Origin of the sequence: Actinoallomurus purpureus (assembly GCF_024055795.1) — a bacterium.
Lineage (GTDB): Bacteria > Actinomycetota > Actinomycetes > Streptosporangiales > Streptosporangiaceae > Actinoallomurus > Actinoallomurus purpureus.
In genome coordinates this window covers 226305-244488 of record NZ_JAMXMY010000001.1, presented here as the reverse complement: position 1 = coordinate 244488, position 18184 = coordinate 226305, and the positions used below count along the sequence as shown (strand labels likewise).

The window sequence follows — 18184 nt, the reverse complement described above, 5'->3', positions numbered from 1 at the left end:
CGACGTAGTCATTGGAGAAACGATGAGAATCACCACAGCCGTGATCCTCTTGTGGCTCATCATCGGAGCCATCGCCGCCGGGCAACGTCACTACTACAGCAGCGGCCCGAAGAACTGCTCCCAGGCAGGCACCCTCGTCGTCACGATCATCGCGGGCCCCCTCAACTACACGGGCGTGAACCCCAAGATCTCCTGCAAGGCGCCCGAACCCAGCAAGTGACGTCTCTCCCTCGAACCAGGGCCCGATCCTGGCCGGCCTCCGGATGGAGGCCGGCCAGGTTCCCGATCGCCCCGAGCGCCCGAACGGCTCGCGCGATGGCGCCCACACTCGGCGGCACCAAAACCCTTTGCGCGGTGGGAGGAAGGACCGTCATGATCTTCCGGTGGTCGGCAGCCGGAACATCGACGGTCGCGCGGGGATCGACGCGGGGCTGGTACGACGACTGATCGCGGCCCAGTTCCCGCAATGGAGCGATCTCCCCGTCGCACCGGTGGAGATCGATGGGTGGGACAACCGCACCTACCGGCTCGGCGAGGAGATGACCGTGCGCCTGCCGACCGCCGCTGGCTACGCGCCGGCGGTCGACAAGGAACACCGATGGCTGCCGGTCCTCGCGCCATCACTCCCCCTCGCGATCCCGACACCCCTGGCCAAGGGCGCTCCAGGCGAGGGGTACCCGTTCAACTGGTCCATCCGCCGCTGGCTGGACGGCCGGACCGCGACCCTCGACCGCATCGACGACCCATCCGCATTCGCGATCGCTCTCGCCGAGTTCATCCGCGCCCTCCAGCGCATCGACGCCAGCGGCGGACCGCCGGCCGGCGCGCACAGCTTCTACCGGGGCGCGGCCCTGGCCCACTACGACGACGAGACCCGCCGCTGCCTCACCGCACTCGACGGCCGCATCGACACCGACCGAGCCTCGGCCGTATGGGACGCCGCGCTCGATGCGGCCTGGACAGGGCCGCCGGTGTGGTTCCACGGCGACATCGCCGGTGGGAACCTCCTGGTCGACGACGGACGGCTGGCCGCCGTCATCGACTTCGGCACGTCAGGCGTCGGCGACCCCGCCTGCGACCTGGTCATCGCATGGACCCTGCTCACCGGCGGCAGCCGGGAAGCCTTCCGCGACACCGTCGGCCAGGACCCCGCCACCTGGGCGCGCGCCCGCGGCTGGGCCCTGTGGAAAGCACTCCTCGGCCTCGCCGGCACCATCGACACCCACGACGAGCGGACCGCCAACGACCGCCGCGTCATCGATGAGGTCCTGGCCGACCACGCTCGATCCACCAGCCGCCCGCCCACGCGCCGCACCATCGGCGACCCGTAGGCACGCGCCACCCGCACATCCGTACGGCCGTCCCGGCCCTGAACCGCACCATTCCGGTGCGGGGACGTGCTCCGGCGGAGCCGATGCTCCGCCGGAGCATTTCACGGGTCGGCTACCGCGACACCGCCGAACGCTGCTTCCACGAACTCCGCGGAAGGCCCGTCGAGGAGCCGGCGGGCGTGCTGCGCCGCATCGCGGTGGTCACGGTCGGGTGCGGAGAAAGCTGACGCGTTCGGCCGTCTCGATCATCTGAGCGGCGAAGGCGCCGGAGTCGACGGCGGTTCTCAGGGCACCGGCCATCTCGCCCGCCAGCGCGGAGACCGGCACAGTGCCGTGAGGGTTCAGCGGAAGCGTGCCGACGGTCGTTCCGGTACGCAGGGTCTTGGTGATGCCCCCGGCGACCGGTTCGACGGCGAAGTGGAGTGCCTCCGGGCGCTGGTGCAGGTCCAGGCGGGCCGGCTCCCCCTCGAAGAGACAGAGGAGAACGGTCTCGGACAGACGCTCGGTAGGAATCGATGTGAGCCGGATGGTCCCGGCCGTGTCGGCGTAGGCGTCGGCGAGCAGGTCGGGATAGCCGGAGACCAGGTCCGAGCGAATGAGCGCACCGCCGATCTGCGGAAGATCGACCGCCGGCGGGTGCCGGAGGTCCTCTTCGGCGTCGAGCCGAGTGATCCGGCCGATGCTGTACGCGCCGTCCACCAGGGCCGCGACCCAGGCGGGATCGAGTTGCAGGAACCGGACCGTCTCGACCGGCAGGAGACGGTCGTCGGGGACCAGGTAGCGGAGGGGGACGCCGCGCAGGCGGGCCAGGTCGTCGAAGAGTGCCTGGACGCTCGGCGGGATGTCGGTGTCGATGTGCGGCACGACCAGCGGGACCTGCGACGGGTCGGCCCGCTTGATCTCCTGGGCGCGGCGCCGCTTCCAGCCGTACAGGGCGGTGGCGGCGGCGGTGTGCTGCAGCGCGATGAGCCGCCCGAGCTGCCAGGCCGCCGCGTACCCCGTGTCGAACATCCCGGCGTCGGTGTAGAAGCGCAGGAGCTGGTCGGAGGTGCGCAGCACCCTCGGCGCGGGTGCCGGAGCCGAGCCGGTCACGAACGGGCCCCGGTACCAGGAGACCGTACGGCCGCCCTGCCGCAGGTCGTGCCGGACCGGCACGTAGCCCTGGCGCAGGAACGCGTCCGCGCGCGGCTCGCCGCTGTCGGGGAGCCGGTACGGATGTCCCTGGTCGGCGAGCGCCCGCGCCAGGTGGGCGAAGGTCTGGTCCTCCGTCACGCAGGCGAACCGCCAGTTGGCGAGGGTGACCAGGCGGACCTGCGCGTCGGGGGTGTCGGGGCCGAGGTCGAATCCGCCGGGACCGTACCGGCCCTCGACGGAGACGAGGTGGACGGTGCTGGAGGTGCCGGCCGGCGGCAGCCGGGTGCCGACGATGACGGCGGTGTCGGCGTCGGCCCGCCGTACGTGGGCCAGGTAGCGGAGGTCGGCGAGGCTCGGCATCAGGTCGGCGAGCAGTGCGCGCGGCACGTCGATGACGTTGACCTCGTCGGTGGTCGCGTCGTGTTTCTCCAGGTGCGGCGCCGGGATGTACGCCGGGCCGGCGGCGAGCTCGTCGAGCGTCACGGTGCCGGCCTTCACGGGCTCCGCGTCGCTGAACAGGAGCAGTACCAGCCAGGGCCGGGCGACGTCGTCGGGGCCGCCGGGCCGCCGCTCCCAGGGCAGGGAGGACCGCTCCAGGACGATGTGCGACAGCACGTCGGTGTGGTCGCCGAGGCTGCCCTCGGGCGGGAACACCGCGCGGATCTCCATCGGCGGCAGCGCGAACCGCTCTCCACCGATGGTGAACGTGCGGTTCACGGTGTACGGCGACGGAGACGGAGACGGAGACGGCTCGAGCGACACCCGCTGCGTCGCGGTGATCGAGTAGTCGCCGTTCGGCAGGCTCGGCCTCTGGTAGGCGACGAACGTCAACCGGTCGGGCACGGTCGTCTCAGACATGGGCGGCCACCTGCGGCGTCAGAAGGAAGTCGGCGGGGGTCAGGCCGTTCAGGTCGACCACGATGCCGGGCAGCAGCTTCCCGGTGATCGCGGCGCGGGCGTCGGCGCCCGCGCCCAGGTCGAGCGGCTGGTCGGTGTGCAGGTACGGCGCGAGCGGCTGCCAGTCGAAGGCGTCCTGCTCGGTGAACAGCGGCGTGCCGGCCCGCAGGTCCGCCAGGGGCACCGACGGCGGGTCGGCGGGCTCCCCCGGCGGCACCGGCCGGATCGCGTACCCGCTGAGCAGGCCGTCGACGAGGGCCGGTTTCTTCAGCGTGGGCACGAGCTCGTCACCCCACAGCGACGCGGGCAGGCTCTTGGTGACCGGCTCGAACCTGAAGTACGACTCGGCGGCCACCCCGTCGCGGGTGATGGTCAGCTCGTGCCGGGACGTGAACCCGCCGTGCAGCCCGACCGGTGCGATGCCGAACGCCGCGCCCGTTCCGATGTCCGTGGTCCCCGCGGCGCCGTGCGTGCTGGGGATGGCGGAATCGGTGACCAGCTCGAGACGGAGCGGGTCCACCTGGCCGAGGTCGGTGCCGTCACCGGAGTGCTGGCCGCCACCCCGCAGCGCGACCGTGACGACCTTGTCGGCCGGAGGAAGCTGGGCGGCGCGGAACCGGCTCCACTCGACCGGCTTCGCCGTGCCGCCCTCGGCCGCGCCGAAGCCGATCGTGAAGGAGATGACGTCGAGGTCGATGAAGGCCGTGCCGCCGAACTCCGGCCCCCAGAACCGTACGTCGGTGCCGACCTGCACGGTGATCGTGTGCGTGCCGAAGAACGAGAAGGTGTACGACGCGCCGACGTTCAGGTGGAACGCGGCCTGGTAGTGGAACGGCTGCCAGGCGACCAGGAAGTCCAGCGTGGTGTCGAACCAGGCGCGGAGCGACCCGTCCTCAAAGGTCGCGCTGAGCGAGCCGCCCGCCATCAGGGCGCCGGGCGTGAGCGCGAAGTACCCCGTTCCCTTCAGTGCGAGCTGGTCGGAGACCTTCCAGTTGAAGCCGAGCCGGGGCACGGCGGGGTAGTGCTTCGGCACGACGAACTGCGGGTGGTAGCCGCCGGCGGTGAGCACGAAGTCGCCCGGGTGGTCGGGGCCGAACCAGATCACGAAGGCGAACCCGCCGGTCAGCCTGCAGGCCCGGTCGAGGAGGAACGAGTTGGCGGTGAGCTGTGCGAGCAGGGAGAAGTAGCCGTCGTCGGGCGCGAACGTGGCCTTGAGCGCGAGCTGGATCTCCGCGATCGGGGTCACGCCGACGTTCTGCGCGTCCGCCGCGGGCAGGATCACGGTGGACAGCCCCAGCACGTTCAACTCGACCCGATGCCCGAACCCGAGGGTGACCAGCAGGAACGAGTCGATCATCTCGAACGAGGTGAAGTGCACCCCGATCGCCAGGAAGTAGTCGCCCGGCGACGGGGGGATGGCGGTCTCCAGCCGCGACAGTTCCCCGGCCAGCCCGCTCGGCTGGACCGCGCCGACGGCCTCGGCGACCAGCGGGAAGTCGACGATCGCGCCGACGTCCGGCGCGATCAGCCGCCGGTTGTAGCCGAACCCGGCCGCCAGGCCGCGGACGAAGAAGAACGCCGGCCCGCCGATGGGGTAGTCGAGGAAGGCGTAGACGAACATCGACGGGCCCTCGTCGAGCTGGGCGTACGAGCCGATCGCGCCGACGGAGAACGCCTTGGTCCGGATGACGGCCTTGCCGCCGTAGGCCGTGACGTCGCGTCCCTTGAACTTCAGCGTGCTCTTCAGGAAGGCCCCGCTGATCTCCACGGGTCCCTCGGAGTAGGACAGCCCGAGCCCGGCCAGGTCGAACGTCGGCCCGGCGGCGAGATCGGACAGCGAGATCCCCGCCGACAGCCCGTCGCACGACAGCGTGAGCCCGCCGATGGAGATCGCGGCGTCCAGCAGAACCGCCAGCCGCGCCGGCTTTCCCGGCTCGTGCCGGTAGGCGACCCCGACCCGGTTCACCTGCACCGGGCCGTACGCCGTCTGCACTTTGTACCAGAGCACGTTGTCGTCGGTCTGCGCCTTCTGCGGCGTGGTGGGCGTGGTCTGCCCGGGGGTGACCGGCAGCGAGACCGGCGCCTCCAGCGGACCGAGTCGCAGCCGGCCGCCGACCGTGAAGCCCGCCGCGACGTCCTCCTCGGGCAGCGCTGCGACGTTCGAGGGCAGCAGCCCGTTCACGGCCTTGACCTCGGCGGCGGGGAGCGCGGCGGACGCGGCGACGACCCGCAGCGGGTCGAAGCCGACCGCCTGGTCGCCGACCAGCCGCGGCCCGATCACCGGCAGCCTGGACAGGTCGATCGTGGCGGTCAGGTCCACCCCGAACACGTACGTGCCGCCGTCGGCCGCGAGCACGGCGTCCTTGACACTGATCGCGATGCCGTCTGGAATGGCGGCGGCCGCCGTCGGGGACAGCGCCGCGACCAGGTCCTTGAGCGGCGGGATCGGGTCGGCCGTGCCGTGGCTGTAGGTCACGGCGTAGCGGGTGGCCTCCGCCGCCTTCGACAGGTGCACGTCGAAGTCCAGCTCGACGCCGCCGGCGGTCGTGACCGCGATCCGGCCGCCGAAGGACTTGGCGGCCGTGTCGATGGCCACCGTCAGGTCGACCTCGGTGGTGTCGATCGGGAACCGCGTCTCGGCGGACAGCGCGAGCCGCGGGCCGGTGGTCTCGAGGGCGATCGCCAGGTTCTCGATGGTCAGCCGGGCGAGCGGGGCGGGCAGCGCGAGCCCGTCGTACGTGCGCGCGAGTTCGTCGACGAACGCGCCGATCGGGATCTGCTGGCCCGGCCCGGTCTCGCCGGTGAAGCTCCAGCCCCGCGTGGCGTCGTAGCCCGCCGCGATCGCGACCAGCACGCCGCCGACGAGCAGGTCGGCCCACGCGTTGAAGACCGCCTCGGCGCCGTACTGCAGGTCGAACCCGACCCGGCTGAGCGACACCTGGTTCGAGACGGCCCAGACGCCCTCCAGGCCGAGTGCCGCCTGGAAGGTGGGCGGGCCGCCGCTGGGAACCGAACCGAAGATCTCGAAGTTCTTCACCGCCAGGTCCGGGAAGTGCCCGGCGTCCTGGCCCGTGAGGTCGGCGAACACCTCGCGCATGCTCAGCGGCCCGTCCCCGGTGCGCAGCATTCCGCCGAGCGAGCGCTCCCCGAAATCCGCGGACACCTCGAGGGTTCCGTACTGGCCGAGGCCGAGCAGACCGCTGACGACGCCGGTGAGCCTGCGGCCCGCGCCGAACGGGTCGTCGAGCCGGAGCAGCAGGTCGATCTCCTGCAGGACGATTCCGGCGCCGAGGTCCCATTCCTCCTGGGTCTCCAGCGTCAGCACGATGTGGCCGACCTTGGGTCCCCGGGTCACCAGCACGCTCACCTTGCTCAGCCGGACCGGACTGGTGACGTTGATGCCGAACGGGTTGCCCAGCGTGCCGCCCTGCTGCCCGGCGAACGCGGCGACCTCGGCGAAGGCCAGGTCGCCGAGCCCGCCGAGGTCGGCCTCCAGGGTGATGTCGTCGTTCCAGCTCGCCAGTTCCGCCAGCAGGCCGACCACGGTCTGGGAGCCGCCGATCGTGATCGGGACCCCGGCCAGCAGCAGCAGCCGCCCGGCCACCCCGTAGTCGCCGCTGGAGTAGTCGAAGCGCGGGATCGCGTACAGCTCGTATCGCCGCGCGGTGATGCTGAGCGGACCGAGGTCCAGCGCGGGCGCGTCCGGGCCGTGCAGCACGATCGAGGGCACCTGCGCGAACGGGATGGCCGGCCCGGCCGGCGGCGGGAGCATCGTGACCTCACCGGTCAGCGTGTGCTCGACGCCGGCGAACAACAGGTCGAGCGGGGCCAGGCGGGTGCCGACGATCAGGGTTCCGGTGAAGGTCATCGGGACCTGGCCTAGCGGGTCGTCCAGGTCGGGGGCGGTGGTGGAGTCCAGGCGCAGGCGTGGAGTGTCGTACGTCAGGTCCTTCCAGAGCGTGGGGCTCAGCAGGGGGAAGGCGGTGACGAACGTCCAGGTGGAGTCGCCGGTGGCGGTGACCGTGAGGGTCGCGGCGTCGGCGGTCACGGCGAAGTCGGCGACGACGGTCATGCCGGTGAACGGGGCGGTGTCCCCCGTGCCGGTCACCTGGACCCCGGCCGGTGTCTCGTGACGGTCGGTGACGTCGCTGAGCGTGAGCGTGCCCGAGGGCAGGAAGGGACCGAAGGCCGCGGTGATCGCGGCGGAGTCCAGCGCCGCCAGCGGCAGGTCGAGCCGCCCGTCGACGACCTGGACGGCAATCCTCAGCTGGTCGAGGGTGAGCGTCATGGCGCCACCTTGATCGTGAAGGTCCTGGTGCCGTTGGAGCCGGTGGCGTAGACGGGCTGGTAGACGTCCCTCGCCTCCAGGGAGGGCGGAATCGTGTTGTCGTCCCAGCCGGACACGAGGTGGGCGGTGGCGTCTTTGACCCGTTTGCTGTCCTCGAATCGCTGCACCCAGCGATTGATCACCGCCCAGCCCGGAAGGTGATGGTTGGGCATCCCGACCTTCCCGGCGCTGACGATCACGCAGCCGGTGGGCTTGAGCTGATCCACCCAGAGCCGGCCGGAGGAGGTCACGTTACTGCCGTGGTGACCGGCCTGGACGATCTCGACGCCCGCGAGCCGGGCCGCGCGGCCGGCGTCGCCGAGGACGAATGCCTCGGTGCTGCGGGTGGCGTCCGCGCAGAGCAGGATCTTTCTCGTCTTCGTCGGCGTCACCGTCCGGTCGAAGAGCTCGATCAGCGTGACGATGCTGCCCCGGTTCCGGTGGTCGGCGGTGTCGTCATCGCCTACGTAGTCCGTGGCCACGCTCGCGGCCAGCAGCGTTATGAGGCAGTTGTCCTCGATCACGATGCGGAGCCCGTTCGTCCCGTCGAGCCTCTCCAACTGCTCGGCGCCGAAGGCCGGTTCGATTGGCTTGCCCGCGAGGGTGCTCTCGCCCTTGTTCCCGTCCTGGGTAAGGACGACCTTCTTGATCAGCGTCTCGTCCGTTATCCGGTTGCGTGCCCATTTCGAACCGGCGTGATAATGGCCGATGGTCCCGCTGTGGTAGACGGTATGCGCCGTGTAGCCCTTCGGCAGCATGGTGTCGAGCCGGTTGTAGTGATCCTTGTCCGGATGGCTGAGGATCACTATGTCGATGCTCATCGTGTTGCGCAGAAAGGGAAGCGCCGTCAGCTCGTCGCGCACGCGGGGGTTGTAGTCCTCGGTCTTCTCCTCGTCCTGGCTGTTGGTGCCGCAGTCGACGAGGATCACCTTCCCGTCCGGGGTACTCATGATCGTGCAGTCGCCCTGGCCCATCTGGACGAATGAGATGTGGAAGGAGCCGTCACCGCGCTCGCCGAGGGCCGCTCCCGTGGGTTTGCGCTGAGCCATGAACGTCGCGCGGATCGCCTCGGCCTTGGCCGCCGCGTCCGCCGCGGCCTTCTGCTTGCGCGCCCGCTCCGCCTGAAGGGTCTGCCTCCGGGACATCTTGGCGTATTCCTTGGGCAGTCCACCGCTCATCGAGCTGAGGTCGTCGATCTCTCGCTGCAAGCGGGTGCGCTTCCTGGCGGGCATCACTCACCCCGTACTTTCGATTTCGTCCGGTTCATGACGGGAAGTCGATCCGCCAGCGGCCGTAAGGGACCCGGCCCTTGTTCCGGTTGGTGAAGACATAGCCGCGGCTCCCGTCATACGAGATGTCCGCGCCGTAGGCGTACTCGTCGTGCGCGACGTTGTAGAGGTCGAACTGAAGCTGCCCGAGGACCAGTTTCCGCAGGATCTTCAGCTCGCCCTCGCCGATGACGGTATTGCCGATCTTCAGCGCCGTCACCACCGCGGTGCCGGCGTACACGTCGACGACCACGTCACTGCCCAGGTCGCCGGTCTTGAACAGGAACCCCTCGGGCCGGGCCTCGATGCGGTGCCAGTACTTCTGGCTGTGGTGGAACCGGATGCTCGGGAAGGTGTAGGCGGGGCCCGACGTGGCGTCCTGGTACAGCTCCAGGTACATCACCTTCCCGACGGCGCCGGCCGCGGTCTCGCGCCGCAGCTGCACGTGCGACGCACCGGCGTTGACCGGCGCACCGGTCCCGCCGACGGTGAGCGTGCCGTAGCCGGTCGCCGTGGAATTGATGCCGACGTTGTTGCCGATGGAGTTGATCAGGAGCGGTTTGCCGCCGTGCGACTGGATCCACGAGTAGTCCTGGTGGTAGCCCAGCCGCAGGTTCGACTGCGCCTTGGGACCGAGGACGAGCGCTCCCCCGTTGGCGTCCTGGTTGACGTCGACCACCTGGAGCCGGGCTTCGGGCGTGGTGGTGTTCACCCCGACGTAGGCGTCCGTATAGAGCAGCGGCGTGCGCTCCGCCGAGACGGTCAGGGTGCCGTCGGAGTAGCCGGGGATGTTCTGGTAGTCCACCGCGATGGGCGCCTGGCCGGGCGTCGGCAGCCCGAACACCTCATCCAGCGTCACTTCGAGGAATCTGTCCGGCCCCAGGACCGTGTCGGCGGTCGGGGTGAGCGTCCACTGCACCCGCTGTCCGAGCGACTGCGAGACGACGTTCCAGCCGGGCTGGGTGACCTTGAGCACCACGGCCGACGCCTCGCCCGCGTCGGTCAGCGCCCACGGGCGGTCCTCGTTCTCCTCCTGCACGTCGAACGACACGACGAACGAGGAGGCCGGGGTCGCGGCGCGCAGCGTGATGCCGGGGCCGTCCCGGAGCACGTTGGTGAGGTGCATCCGCAACGAGGACGCGGTATGCCCGTCGCTGAGCACCCGGTCGCCGCCGACCAGCCGCAGGTCCAGCGGGATGTCCCGGCGGCCGCGGTGGTTGACGACGTCGAGGAACTGCATCCGGGCGCCGGTGAGCTCGGCGTTCTCATCGGCGTACTGGAGCTTCTGGTAGTCCAGCTCGACCCGGGTGCCGTGGGTGCCCGTCGCGCCGTCGGCGTTGAAGCCGTCGATCCGCAGGCTCACCGACGCGCCCGGCGCGATGGGGGCCGGGGTCTTCCACAGCAGGTACAGCGCGGTGCCGTCGGCCGCGGGGAGCAGTTCCCAGCCCGCCTCCGCCGTCTGGAGGACGAGCCCGATGGGGAGGGTCCCGGTGCGGAACCGCAGCGCGAAGTGGTACGTGCTCGCCGACAGGCCGGCCAGCGGCAGCACCGTGATCGCGGTCCGCGACGTGTTGGTGAACCGCAGCGTCATCGGCTGGCCACCGGGGCCGTCGTCGATGAACAGCACCGGCTGGTCGTCGACGTTGACGAACTCGAAGTCGAGCGGATGCGTTCGGACGAAGGAGTCCAGGGCGGCCTGGTCGTCGGCCATGTCCCGCGCGATCTCGACAGGGGACAGCGCGTCGTCGTAGATCCGCAGGTGCGCCATGCGGCCGGCGAAGACGCCGGGTGCGGACGCGGCCACCACCAGGGCGGACTGGTCGGGCGTGCGGCCGCCGCTGAAGGCGTACTCGGCGGCCTGGACACCGTCCAGGTAGATCCGGGCGGTCTGCCCGTCGTTGGTGATCGCGACGTGCCGCCACGTCCCGGCGGGGAGCGCGTTCGGGCCGGTCCCGTGGGCGTCGGACGGATCGGCCGAGGTGGCGAACCGGTGGGTGAGCGAGCCATCCGCGGCGAGGACCAGGCCGAGATCGGCGCCCTTGCCGAGCAGCCCGACGGGCCGCGGCGTGGACGCCGGGTTCACCCAGAGCTCCACGGTGTACGCGGTGACGCGCAGCTGCGGGGCGTCCGCGAGGTCGACCCGGTCATTCGCCGTGGCGAACCGCAGGCAGCTGCCGAACTTCGGGTCCGGTACGTTCGTCGGGTCGCCCTCCACGTCTCCGTTGAGGCGGTTCGCCGAGGTGTCCAGCGCCCGGCTCTCGGGGGTGAGCGCGTCGAGCGGCCAGTGCAGGACGAGCGCGGCGCTCATGCCGACGCCTCGGCCTGTGCCGGCACCGGGCCCAGGCCGATCTGCGGCTGCGCCTGCTGCTGAAGGCCGCCGATCAGCTCGTACACCTCGGCGTAGGGCAACCGTCCGAGGGCTTCCAGGATCTGGTTGACCTCGGGGATCGTCAGCTCGAGCCTTATCTTGGGCGGTGTCACGGCGTGCCTCTCTCGGGGATGGGGCGCGGGATCAGGTAGCCCTCCCGGAGGGCGGGCGCGACCGGGAACCCGGCGTCGGGGCGGGGGTCGTCGATCGGGGTCTCGATCCAGCCGGCCGGGTCCGGCTCGCGCGCCCGCCAGATCCACTCATGGCCCGGCTCGTCCGGTACGGGCACGGCCAGGTGGTCGCCGTCGGTCAGGATCGGCGCGACGAAGTAGGCGGGCCGCAGGGCCGCCATGGCGTCGCGATACTGCTCGGGCGGGATCCCGATCGCCTTGGCCGGCAGGATCCCGGAGGTGAGGTGGACCGGGGCACGCGGGTCGACCAGCATGGTCAGGCGCCGGGCCGGCAGGCCGACGGCCACCTCGAGCAGCGGATGGTCGGTCGACCAGTGCGGCGTCCAGCCCTCGTCCCAGTAGGCGACCAGGCCGTCGTCGAGCTGGGCGGCCGCGCCGACCCGCACCGGAAAGCGCACCAGCGGTGCGTCGTCGGTGTCCCTGCTGGAGCGTCGCATGTCCTGGCGGAAGACGTTCCAGTCCTGGTGGACCGCTGGCAGCCCCATCAGGCGCAGGTCGACCTCCGCGCGCACGACGGCGAGCGGGCGCAGGGTCAGCGCGCCATCCGCGTAGTCCGCCGGCTCGATCCCGGCCAGGTCGGTGTCGAGCCGCGTGACGAACTCGCCGAGCGCGTCCGGGCCGAGGTCCCGCAGCCGGCCGGCCAGCTCCCGGAGGTAGGGGTTGGGGATGCCCGTCACGGCCTCCGCACCGGTGCCGGGCGCGGCCCGCCAGCGGGCCTTGCCGGCCTCCAGCGGATCCGGCAGGGCGAGGAGCTGCCCCAGCGACGCGCCGCCCGCGTCGTAGAAGGCGAGCCCGCCGTCGAGGTCGTCGGGAGCGATCCAGCCGCAGACCGGCGAGGTGGTCGGCACGTCGTTCATCTGCCGGATCTCGTGATCGGAGTCCAGCCACCGGGCGGCGAGCTGCGCGGGCTGCGTGAGCCGGGGCAGCATCGCCACCCAGTCGGAACGACCCGGGACCGACAGCTGCGTGGTGGTCATCGGGTCGCTGACGTCGATCGGGAAGGCGATGCCGAAGTTGTCGATGACGCGGAGCCGCCGGAGCCGCATCGCGCCCGCCCGGATCGGGTTGAAGTCGCTGAGCGGATGCGGCGCGTGCCTGGTCTCCTGGCCGACGGCGGCCGCGACCTGGTCGGCGAACCGCCGGTAGTCGGGGAAGCCGAGCGGGTCGGCGACGGGCAGCTGCCGGGTGAGCCGGCGCATGAGCAGCGCGTCGTTGAGGCCGCCCAGCACCTGCGAGAGGCCGTCGCCCTCGTCGGCCGCCAGGTGCTGGTAGAGGGTGACGAGCATCTGTATGCGGTCGTCGGTCCCGTTCGCGGCGTACCAGTCCAGCACCGCGTCGGGCGCCTTCTGGAACTCCTCCGGGCTCACCTCGGTGGTGTTGGCGGTGTTGTACGGCGCGACGATCCAGCTCGCGAGATAACGCAGGATGCGGGCCGACAGGACCGGCCGGGCGCTGGACGAGAGCACGACGGTCCCGGTGTAGACGTTCGCGCCCTTGTCCGGGATGTCGCGTCCCGGTCTGGCCCGCAGTTCCACGTCCTCGGGCGTCAGGTCGTAGTTGGCGGTGATGTAGGTGCTCGTGTAGCCGTGGACCTCGGGATCGAGGTTGTTGCCCTGCGCGGCCGGGAAGAACTCCACCTCCCACTGCATCAGCACGGGATGCCAGGGGTTGTGGTTCCACCCGGCCACGCCCAGGCCGAGCGGCTGGACGCGGCCGAGGAGTTCGGCCGGGTTGGCCGGGTCGCCGACCGAGACGACCTGGCAGGCCAGGCGGCCGCCGGGTTCGTCCGCTCCATCGTGCCCGTAGCGATCCGACGGGGTGGCGATGCCGCCGGTGAGCAGGACGACGGGTTCGGACGGCAGGTAGAACTGCGGGGCGGCGACCCGGTCGAGGACGTATTCGGCGCCGGCGGGCCGCGCGGTGGCGGCGTTGAACGCCGCGAGCGCGGACTCGAGCGCCGCCTTGGCCGCGGCCAGCTCGGCGGCGATGCCGGTGCCGGGGTCCTCCGTACGGGTGGTCAGGTCCGCGAGCCGGGCCATCTGCCGTTCGAGGTAGTGCCGGACCTCGTCGGGGTCGGGATAGGTGTCCCGGCGGGTCTCGTACGGATACGCGCAGAGCAGGTACTTGTACCAGTCGGCGAACAACTGCTCGCGCAGGTTGAGCAGCTCCCGCTCCGCCTGGTCGTACCGCTCCTGCGCGGTGTTGAGCAGGTTCAGCAGGTCGCCCATCTCGTGCGTCAGCGCGAGCGCGGCACGGGCCTGCCGCTGCTCGGCGGTGGCGTCCGCGGCGTCCTGGCGCCGTACGGTCCACAGCAGGCCCGAAGGGAGCGGCCGGAAGGTGGAGGCGTGCCGGGCCTCGGCCAGCTTGGCGCCGACGTCCAGCGGGCTGGCCTCCAGTTCATCGGCGAAGGAGATCGCCTCCAGGAGGTTCTCCGCCGTGTCGGGATCCATGCCCTGCAGCACGGCGCCCAGGTGCGCGGCCAGCGCCTCGGTGGCGGTGCTGCCGACGTACACGCCGACGTCGCTCGTCCGGGAGGCGAGCAGCAGCGGGTTGGCGATCCGCGCGCCGGGGGCGAAGGCCAGCCGGGCGTAGCAGACGATCCGGGTCGGCCGGGGTGCCCCGTCCGGCACCGACCAGCCGAGGTCGCCGATCCGCTGCCGCCAGTCGTCGCCGGTGATCTGGGCGAGGACGTCCTGGGCGGGATCGGAGTGCCAGCCGACCAGGTCGTACGCCACACCGGCCGGCGGCGCGCCCGTGAAGGCCCCGTCGTGGAAGCCGAACACGCTGTGACAGTTCGGATAGAAGGCCGCGAAGGACGGTTCGCCGTAGCCGACGGCGGTGACCTTCGCAAGCCGCTCGCCGGCGCCGTCCGGGCTCCAGGCGGCCAGCGGCAACGTGCGGCCGAGGCGGCGGTACGGCACGGCGTCCGGTACGGGAAAGGTGACCCCGCCGCCGACATCGTCCGGGCCGGCCAGGAAGTCGCTCTCGATGACCCACTGGCCCTCGATCACACCGTCCCGGGAGCGCGTGACGAGCCAGCGGTCCGGCACCGCGGGAACCGCCGTGTCACCGCCGTCCTGCCCCATCCGGGTCAACGCGTCGGGAAGCGCCCAATGCAGATGCACACCGGCCTTGAGCCGGAAATTCTGATCTTGGAATGGGAGCGGAAGCAGCGCTTCGCTGAGATAGGGAGTATCTGGATTGTCGTCACGCCGCGATTTGGGGTCGACATATGGCAATTGACTGAAGTCGGCCATCGGACCCGCGACATCCGTGTCGATGTCGATACAGAGCGCATCCAGCCTTACCGGGACCACGAGAAGATCCGCCATCGCATCTCCAAAGATTCCCCGCCGTTGGTACAGAAATAGCACGCGAGTCCCACGCCTGTATATTCTGGACTTTTAGCGCATTCCTCGTTAACCTCTACGACCGCAATCAGGCCGGCGGTGGACGTCATTCGACGATGGTGAAACGGCCGTCTTCTGACGTCAAAAGTCCGTGTTTCGGGTTTACAAGGGATCTCGAGCGGCCGCTTCGGACGCATCCATGCCACTGTCGCCGCCTTTTCGACTGGCAGCTTCCGGGCCGCCTGCCGCAGCCCGACCCCGTCCGGCCCGTGTCGCCCGTACTCAGTGCACCTGGCGGCCGGCGGTGACGGCGACGCGGTGCTCATCGGCTTCGGGCGCGGTGCGGTCATGCTTTTCTGCGGTATCGCTGGCGGGACCGCGACGATCTGACCACTATGGGCATGGCATCGGGGGAAGAGTGCCGTGAATACGGGGAGGCCGGGGTTGAGTGCTGGCATTGATCGGACGCTGGTCACCGATATCGCCAGGGTCGTCGTCGCGGAGGTGGCGCCGGCGGAGCTGCCGACATTCCGGGCGGTGAGCGAGGCGTACTTCGCTGATCCCGCCCGTTCCCTGGCCGGTGACCGTGACCGGGGGCCGCTGCAGATCGGCGAGGCCGAGGTCGTCGTACTGGTCACCCCTGTGGCCCTCGCGGTGGCGACCGAGGTGACGCGGTATCTGTTCGAAGAGGCGATCCGGCCCGCGGTGGTGAAGAGCGGTTCGGCGGTCCGGCGGCTGTTCGGTGCACGTGGCGCGGCCGACCATCCGGAGGAGCGGCCGGTGGAGCTGACCGCCGAGCAGTGGGCGCGGGTTCGCGAGATCGTCGTCGACGTGGTGTCGCGCTGCGGTGGGGATGCGGACACGGCGCAGATCATGGCGGACGCGGTCGTCGGTGCCGGGCAACGGCCGAAGACCCCGGAACCGCGGTGACCGCCACGGTCGCCGGATCCGGGTCGCACGCCGGATTAGCAAGGGACTCGCGTCGCAGGCCCGCCGGCACGACGGTCCTGTTCGCGCTCCTGGTGGTGACCGTCCTGGTCACCGGATCAATCATCTTCATGTCCCTGTGGTCCGTCGTGCCCCCGCACGGCGACCGGATGGCGAAGGCCATGAGGACCTGCCTGGCCAGGGAGTCGCTGCTGGGGCGCCGTCCCGTCACGGCCGCCGACCTCGGCCGGCTCGGTGACGCATCGGTTCGGCTCGGGCGGTGCCTTCAGCCCGTCTACCGTGAGCAGGTGTCGTGGGCCGTCTATGGCACCGTGCTGGTGTTCGGTCTCGCCGCGCTGATCTACTGGGTCTATCCGCACTGGTTCATCCGCCGGCGCAGACTGAGCCCGATCAGCGCTGATGACGCGCCCGAACTGGCGGCCTACCTGGAGGACCTGACCCGGCAGGCGGAGCTGGACTTCAGGCCGTCGTTCCTGATCGCACCGTACGCACGGACGTCCAGCGGGCTGGCCTTCGGCCGGTACGGGCGGCGCCACGTGCAGTTGAACGCCGGTCTGGTCACCACGTTCGGCCGAGACCGGGCGAAGTTCGGGGCCGTGGTGATGCACGAGCTGGCCCATCTGCGCAACCGTGACGTGGACATCACGTACCTGACGATGTCGATCTGGTGGTCGTTCGTCGCCGTCGCGCTGGTGCCGATGGTCGCGGTCACACTCGACCCCTGGCTGCTGCGCTCACCGCTTCGATGGCGCGACCCCGGCATCGCCTCGCCGATCACCCTCGCGGTGGCGCTGCTGCTGCTCACCGGCCTGGGCTACCTGACCCGCAACGCGATCCTGCGGGTCAGGGAGATCCACGCGGATGCCCGCGTCGCGGCGGACGCCGGCGCGCGCCACGGCGGTGCGCTGCGCGACGTCGTGCAGGCGCTGCGACCGACGGCGCGGTGGTCGGCGCTGACCGGGACCCACCCGACCCGTGAACGGCGCCTCCGGGCGTTGACGGACCCCGGGGACACGCTCACGCCGAAGTCGTGGCCGTTGTTCGTCGCCGGCATGGCCACCGCGATGATCGCCGTGAACCTGCGCTATGTCGTCAGCCTGGCGGTACCCACGCCGGCCGTCACGGGTTTCGTGGCGACCGGGATGGTGTGCGTGCCCGGTCTGACCGGGCCGCTGGTGGTGGCGATATGGCGGACCACCGCCCGCCTGGACTCTCGTCTGGCCCTGCGCGCGCTGGTGCCCATGCCGGTCGTGCTGGTCGGGGGGTTCCTGCTCGGTGAGCAACTGGCCTGGCTGTCGGTCTACACCCAGTGGACACAACTGGCCTCGGCCGGCGTGTGGCAGCCGCTCGTCGAGGCGCTGCTCCTGCTCATCGGCACCCTCGTGATCGCCGCCTGGGCGGCGTCGGTGGCTCGTTCGGTGCTGGACTCGGCCGGGCACACCGGCCGATGGACGCTGCCCGCCGTGGTCACCGCCGCCACCGCCGCGAGCACACCGTGGTTCGGAGTATGGAACGCCTTCCACGACAACGGCGGGCTGCTGCAGTGGCTCTTCGGCGACGAACTCCAACCGGGACAGCCGAGCTCGCCGGCGTGGTATGCGAGCCTGCTCCACTGGGCCGAACTGCAGTACGTGCCCTTCGTCTATCTGATCTACAACGCGTTGACGCTGCCCGCCCTGGCCGTGCTGTGGCTCGTGCCGCTCGTCGCGGCACGCCGGCGAACGTCTCCCCCACCGGCCGGCGCACACCCCTACCGCATCCGGTACACGGTCCTGGCCGGGCTCCTCGGCGCCGTCGGGGTCGCGCCGGCCGGCGCCCTCCTCGTGCACGCACTGAAGGCACAGGTTCCCGTCGAGGTGCGCGGCACCTCCGGCTTCAAGTACTCCCTCTACAACAGCTTCATCGCCGTGGCCGTCCTGGCCCAGGCCGCGGTCGCCGCAGCCGTCGCCGGGCGCGCCCGCCGGCACCGGCCGGTGCTGATACCGCTCTCGGTCCTCATCACCGGTCTGCTCGCGGAGACCGTCATCGAGCTGGGCCTGTATCCGCTCGCCCGGTGCACCGGCCTGTACGGCACCCCGGCACGGGCGTGCCTCCGGTGGCCCGAACCCGGATTCGCCGCCGACACCCTGCACATCATCCTCGTCAAGGGCACGGTGGCCGCGATGGCAGCCGCACTCGTCGGCGCTTGCGCCGGTGCGCTACTCCGGCGCCGCCGCACGCCAGAGGACACCGAACCCCACCCCGCCGCCCAGGGCAGGCTGAGCCGTACGATCACTGCTGCCGTCTTGACCGTACTCGCCGCCGCGATCGTCCTCGGAGCGGCCGCCGAGGCGCCCGGGGCTTACCGGATCTGGATCGGCTGACCAGGCA

General features: G+C 71.0%; 11 protein-coding genes. 5 read left to right on the top strand and 6 right to left on the bottom strand.

Features of this window, described 5'->3' with window-relative positions; translation table 11 throughout:
• The first annotated feature begins 22 nt into the window (after nucleotides 1-22).
• On the top strand, nucleotides 23-220 hold the full coding sequence (locus NE236_RS01025; RefSeq protein ID WP_252839846.1) for a hypothetical protein: 198 nt from the start codon (nucleotides 23-25) through the stop codon (nucleotides 218-220).
• A 163-nt stretch (nucleotides 221-383) separates the two neighbouring features.
• Nucleotides 384-1331: an aminoglycoside phosphotransferase family protein gene (locus NE236_RS01020; protein WP_252839845.1), complete on the top strand. Its 948-nt coding sequence runs from the start codon at nucleotides 384-386 to the stop codon at nucleotides 1329-1331.
• 201 nt (nucleotides 1332-1532) lie between these two features.
• Here the strand turns inward: NE236_RS01020 and NE236_RS01015 are convergent, their stop codons facing one another.
• From NE236_RS01015 to NE236_RS00990, 6 genes are read right to left on the bottom strand one after another with little or no spacing between them, the layout of a single operon-like run.
• Complete coding sequence (locus NE236_RS01015) at nucleotides 1533-3323, bottom strand: hypothetical protein (protein WP_252839844.1); 1791 nt, start codon at nucleotides 3321-3323, stop codon at nucleotides 1533-1535.
• On the bottom strand, nucleotides 3316-7650 hold the full coding sequence (locus tag NE236_RS01010) for a DUF6603 domain-containing protein (protein WP_252839843.1): 4335 nt from the start codon (nucleotides 7648-7650) through the stop codon (nucleotides 3316-3318). Before NE236_RS01010 ends, NE236_RS01015 begins: the two co-directional genes overlap by 8 nt.
• Entirely contained in the window at nucleotides 7647-8921 is a 1275-nt protein-coding gene (locus NE236_RS01005) for a ComEC/Rec2 family competence protein (protein WP_252839842.1), read from the bottom strand. The genes NE236_RS01010 and NE236_RS01005 overlap by 4 nt, the downstream gene beginning before the upstream one ends.
• Nucleotides 8922-8952: 31 nt before the next feature.
• Nucleotides 8953-11265: a LamG domain-containing protein gene (locus tag NE236_RS01000; protein ID WP_252839841.1), complete on the bottom strand. Its 2313-nt coding sequence runs from the start codon at nucleotides 11263-11265 to the stop codon at nucleotides 8953-8955.
• Entirely contained in the window at nucleotides 11262-11438 is a 177-nt protein-coding gene (locus NE236_RS00995) for a hypothetical protein (protein ID WP_252839840.1), read from the bottom strand. The genes NE236_RS01000 and NE236_RS00995 overlap by 4 nt, the downstream gene beginning before the upstream one ends.
• Complete coding sequence (locus tag NE236_RS00990) at nucleotides 11435-14641, bottom strand: hypothetical protein (RefSeq protein WP_252839839.1); 3207 nt, start codon at nucleotides 14639-14641, stop codon at nucleotides 11435-11437. The genes NE236_RS00995 and NE236_RS00990 overlap by 4 nt, the downstream gene beginning before the upstream one ends.
• On the opposite strand from NE236_RS00990, the gene NE236_RS00985 reads away from it, so the two are divergent.
• The 3 genes from NE236_RS00985 to NE236_RS00975 all read left to right on the top strand — a co-directional run bounded on the left by NE236_RS00985 (nucleotide 14630) and on the right by NE236_RS00975 (nucleotide 18177).
• On the top strand, nucleotides 14630-14887 hold the full coding sequence (locus tag NE236_RS00985; protein ID WP_252839838.1) for a hypothetical protein: 258 nt from the start codon (nucleotides 14630-14632) through the stop codon (nucleotides 14885-14887). The two genes, NE236_RS00990 and NE236_RS00985, sit on opposite strands and share 12 nt — an antisense overlap.
• A 423-nt stretch (nucleotides 14888-15310) precedes the next feature.
• The gene (locus tag NE236_RS00980; protein WP_252839837.1) at nucleotides 15311-15796 is read left to right on the top strand and encodes a hypothetical protein; all 486 of its coding nucleotides are present in this window, start codon (nucleotides 15311-15313) and stop codon (nucleotides 15794-15796) included.
• On the top strand, nucleotides 15793-18177 hold the full coding sequence (locus NE236_RS00975) for a M48 family metalloprotease (RefSeq protein ID WP_252839836.1): 2385 nt from the start codon (nucleotides 15793-15795) through the stop codon (nucleotides 18175-18177). Before NE236_RS00980 ends, NE236_RS00975 begins: the two co-directional genes overlap by 4 nt.
• The last annotated feature ends 7 nt before the right edge of the window (nucleotides 18178-18184 follow it).

Bases quoted from the DNA above. Each gene is read 5' to 3' on its own strand.
- NE236_RS01025 (WP_252839846.1), top strand. From the start codon at position 23: ATGAGAATCACCACAGCCGTGATCCTCTTGTGGCTCATCATCGGAGCC.
- NE236_RS01015 (WP_252839844.1), bottom strand. From the start codon at position 3,323: ATGTCTGAGACGACCGTGCCCGACCGGTTGACGTTCGTCGCCTACCAG.
- NE236_RS01010 (WP_252839843.1), bottom strand. From the start codon at position 7,650: ATGACGCTCACCCTCGACCAGCTGAGGATTGCCGTCCAGGTCGTCGAC.
- NE236_RS01005 (WP_252839842.1), bottom strand. From the start codon at position 8,921: ATGCCCGCCAGGAAGCGCACCCGCTTGCAGCGAGAGATCGACGACCTC.
- NE236_RS01000 (WP_252839841.1), bottom strand. From the start codon at position 11,265: ATGAGCGCCGCGCTCGTCCTGCACTGGCCGCTCGACGCGCTCACCCCC.
- NE236_RS00985 (WP_252839838.1), top strand. From the start codon at position 14,630: ATGCAGATGCACACCGGCCTTGAGCCGGAAATTCTGATCTTGGAATGG.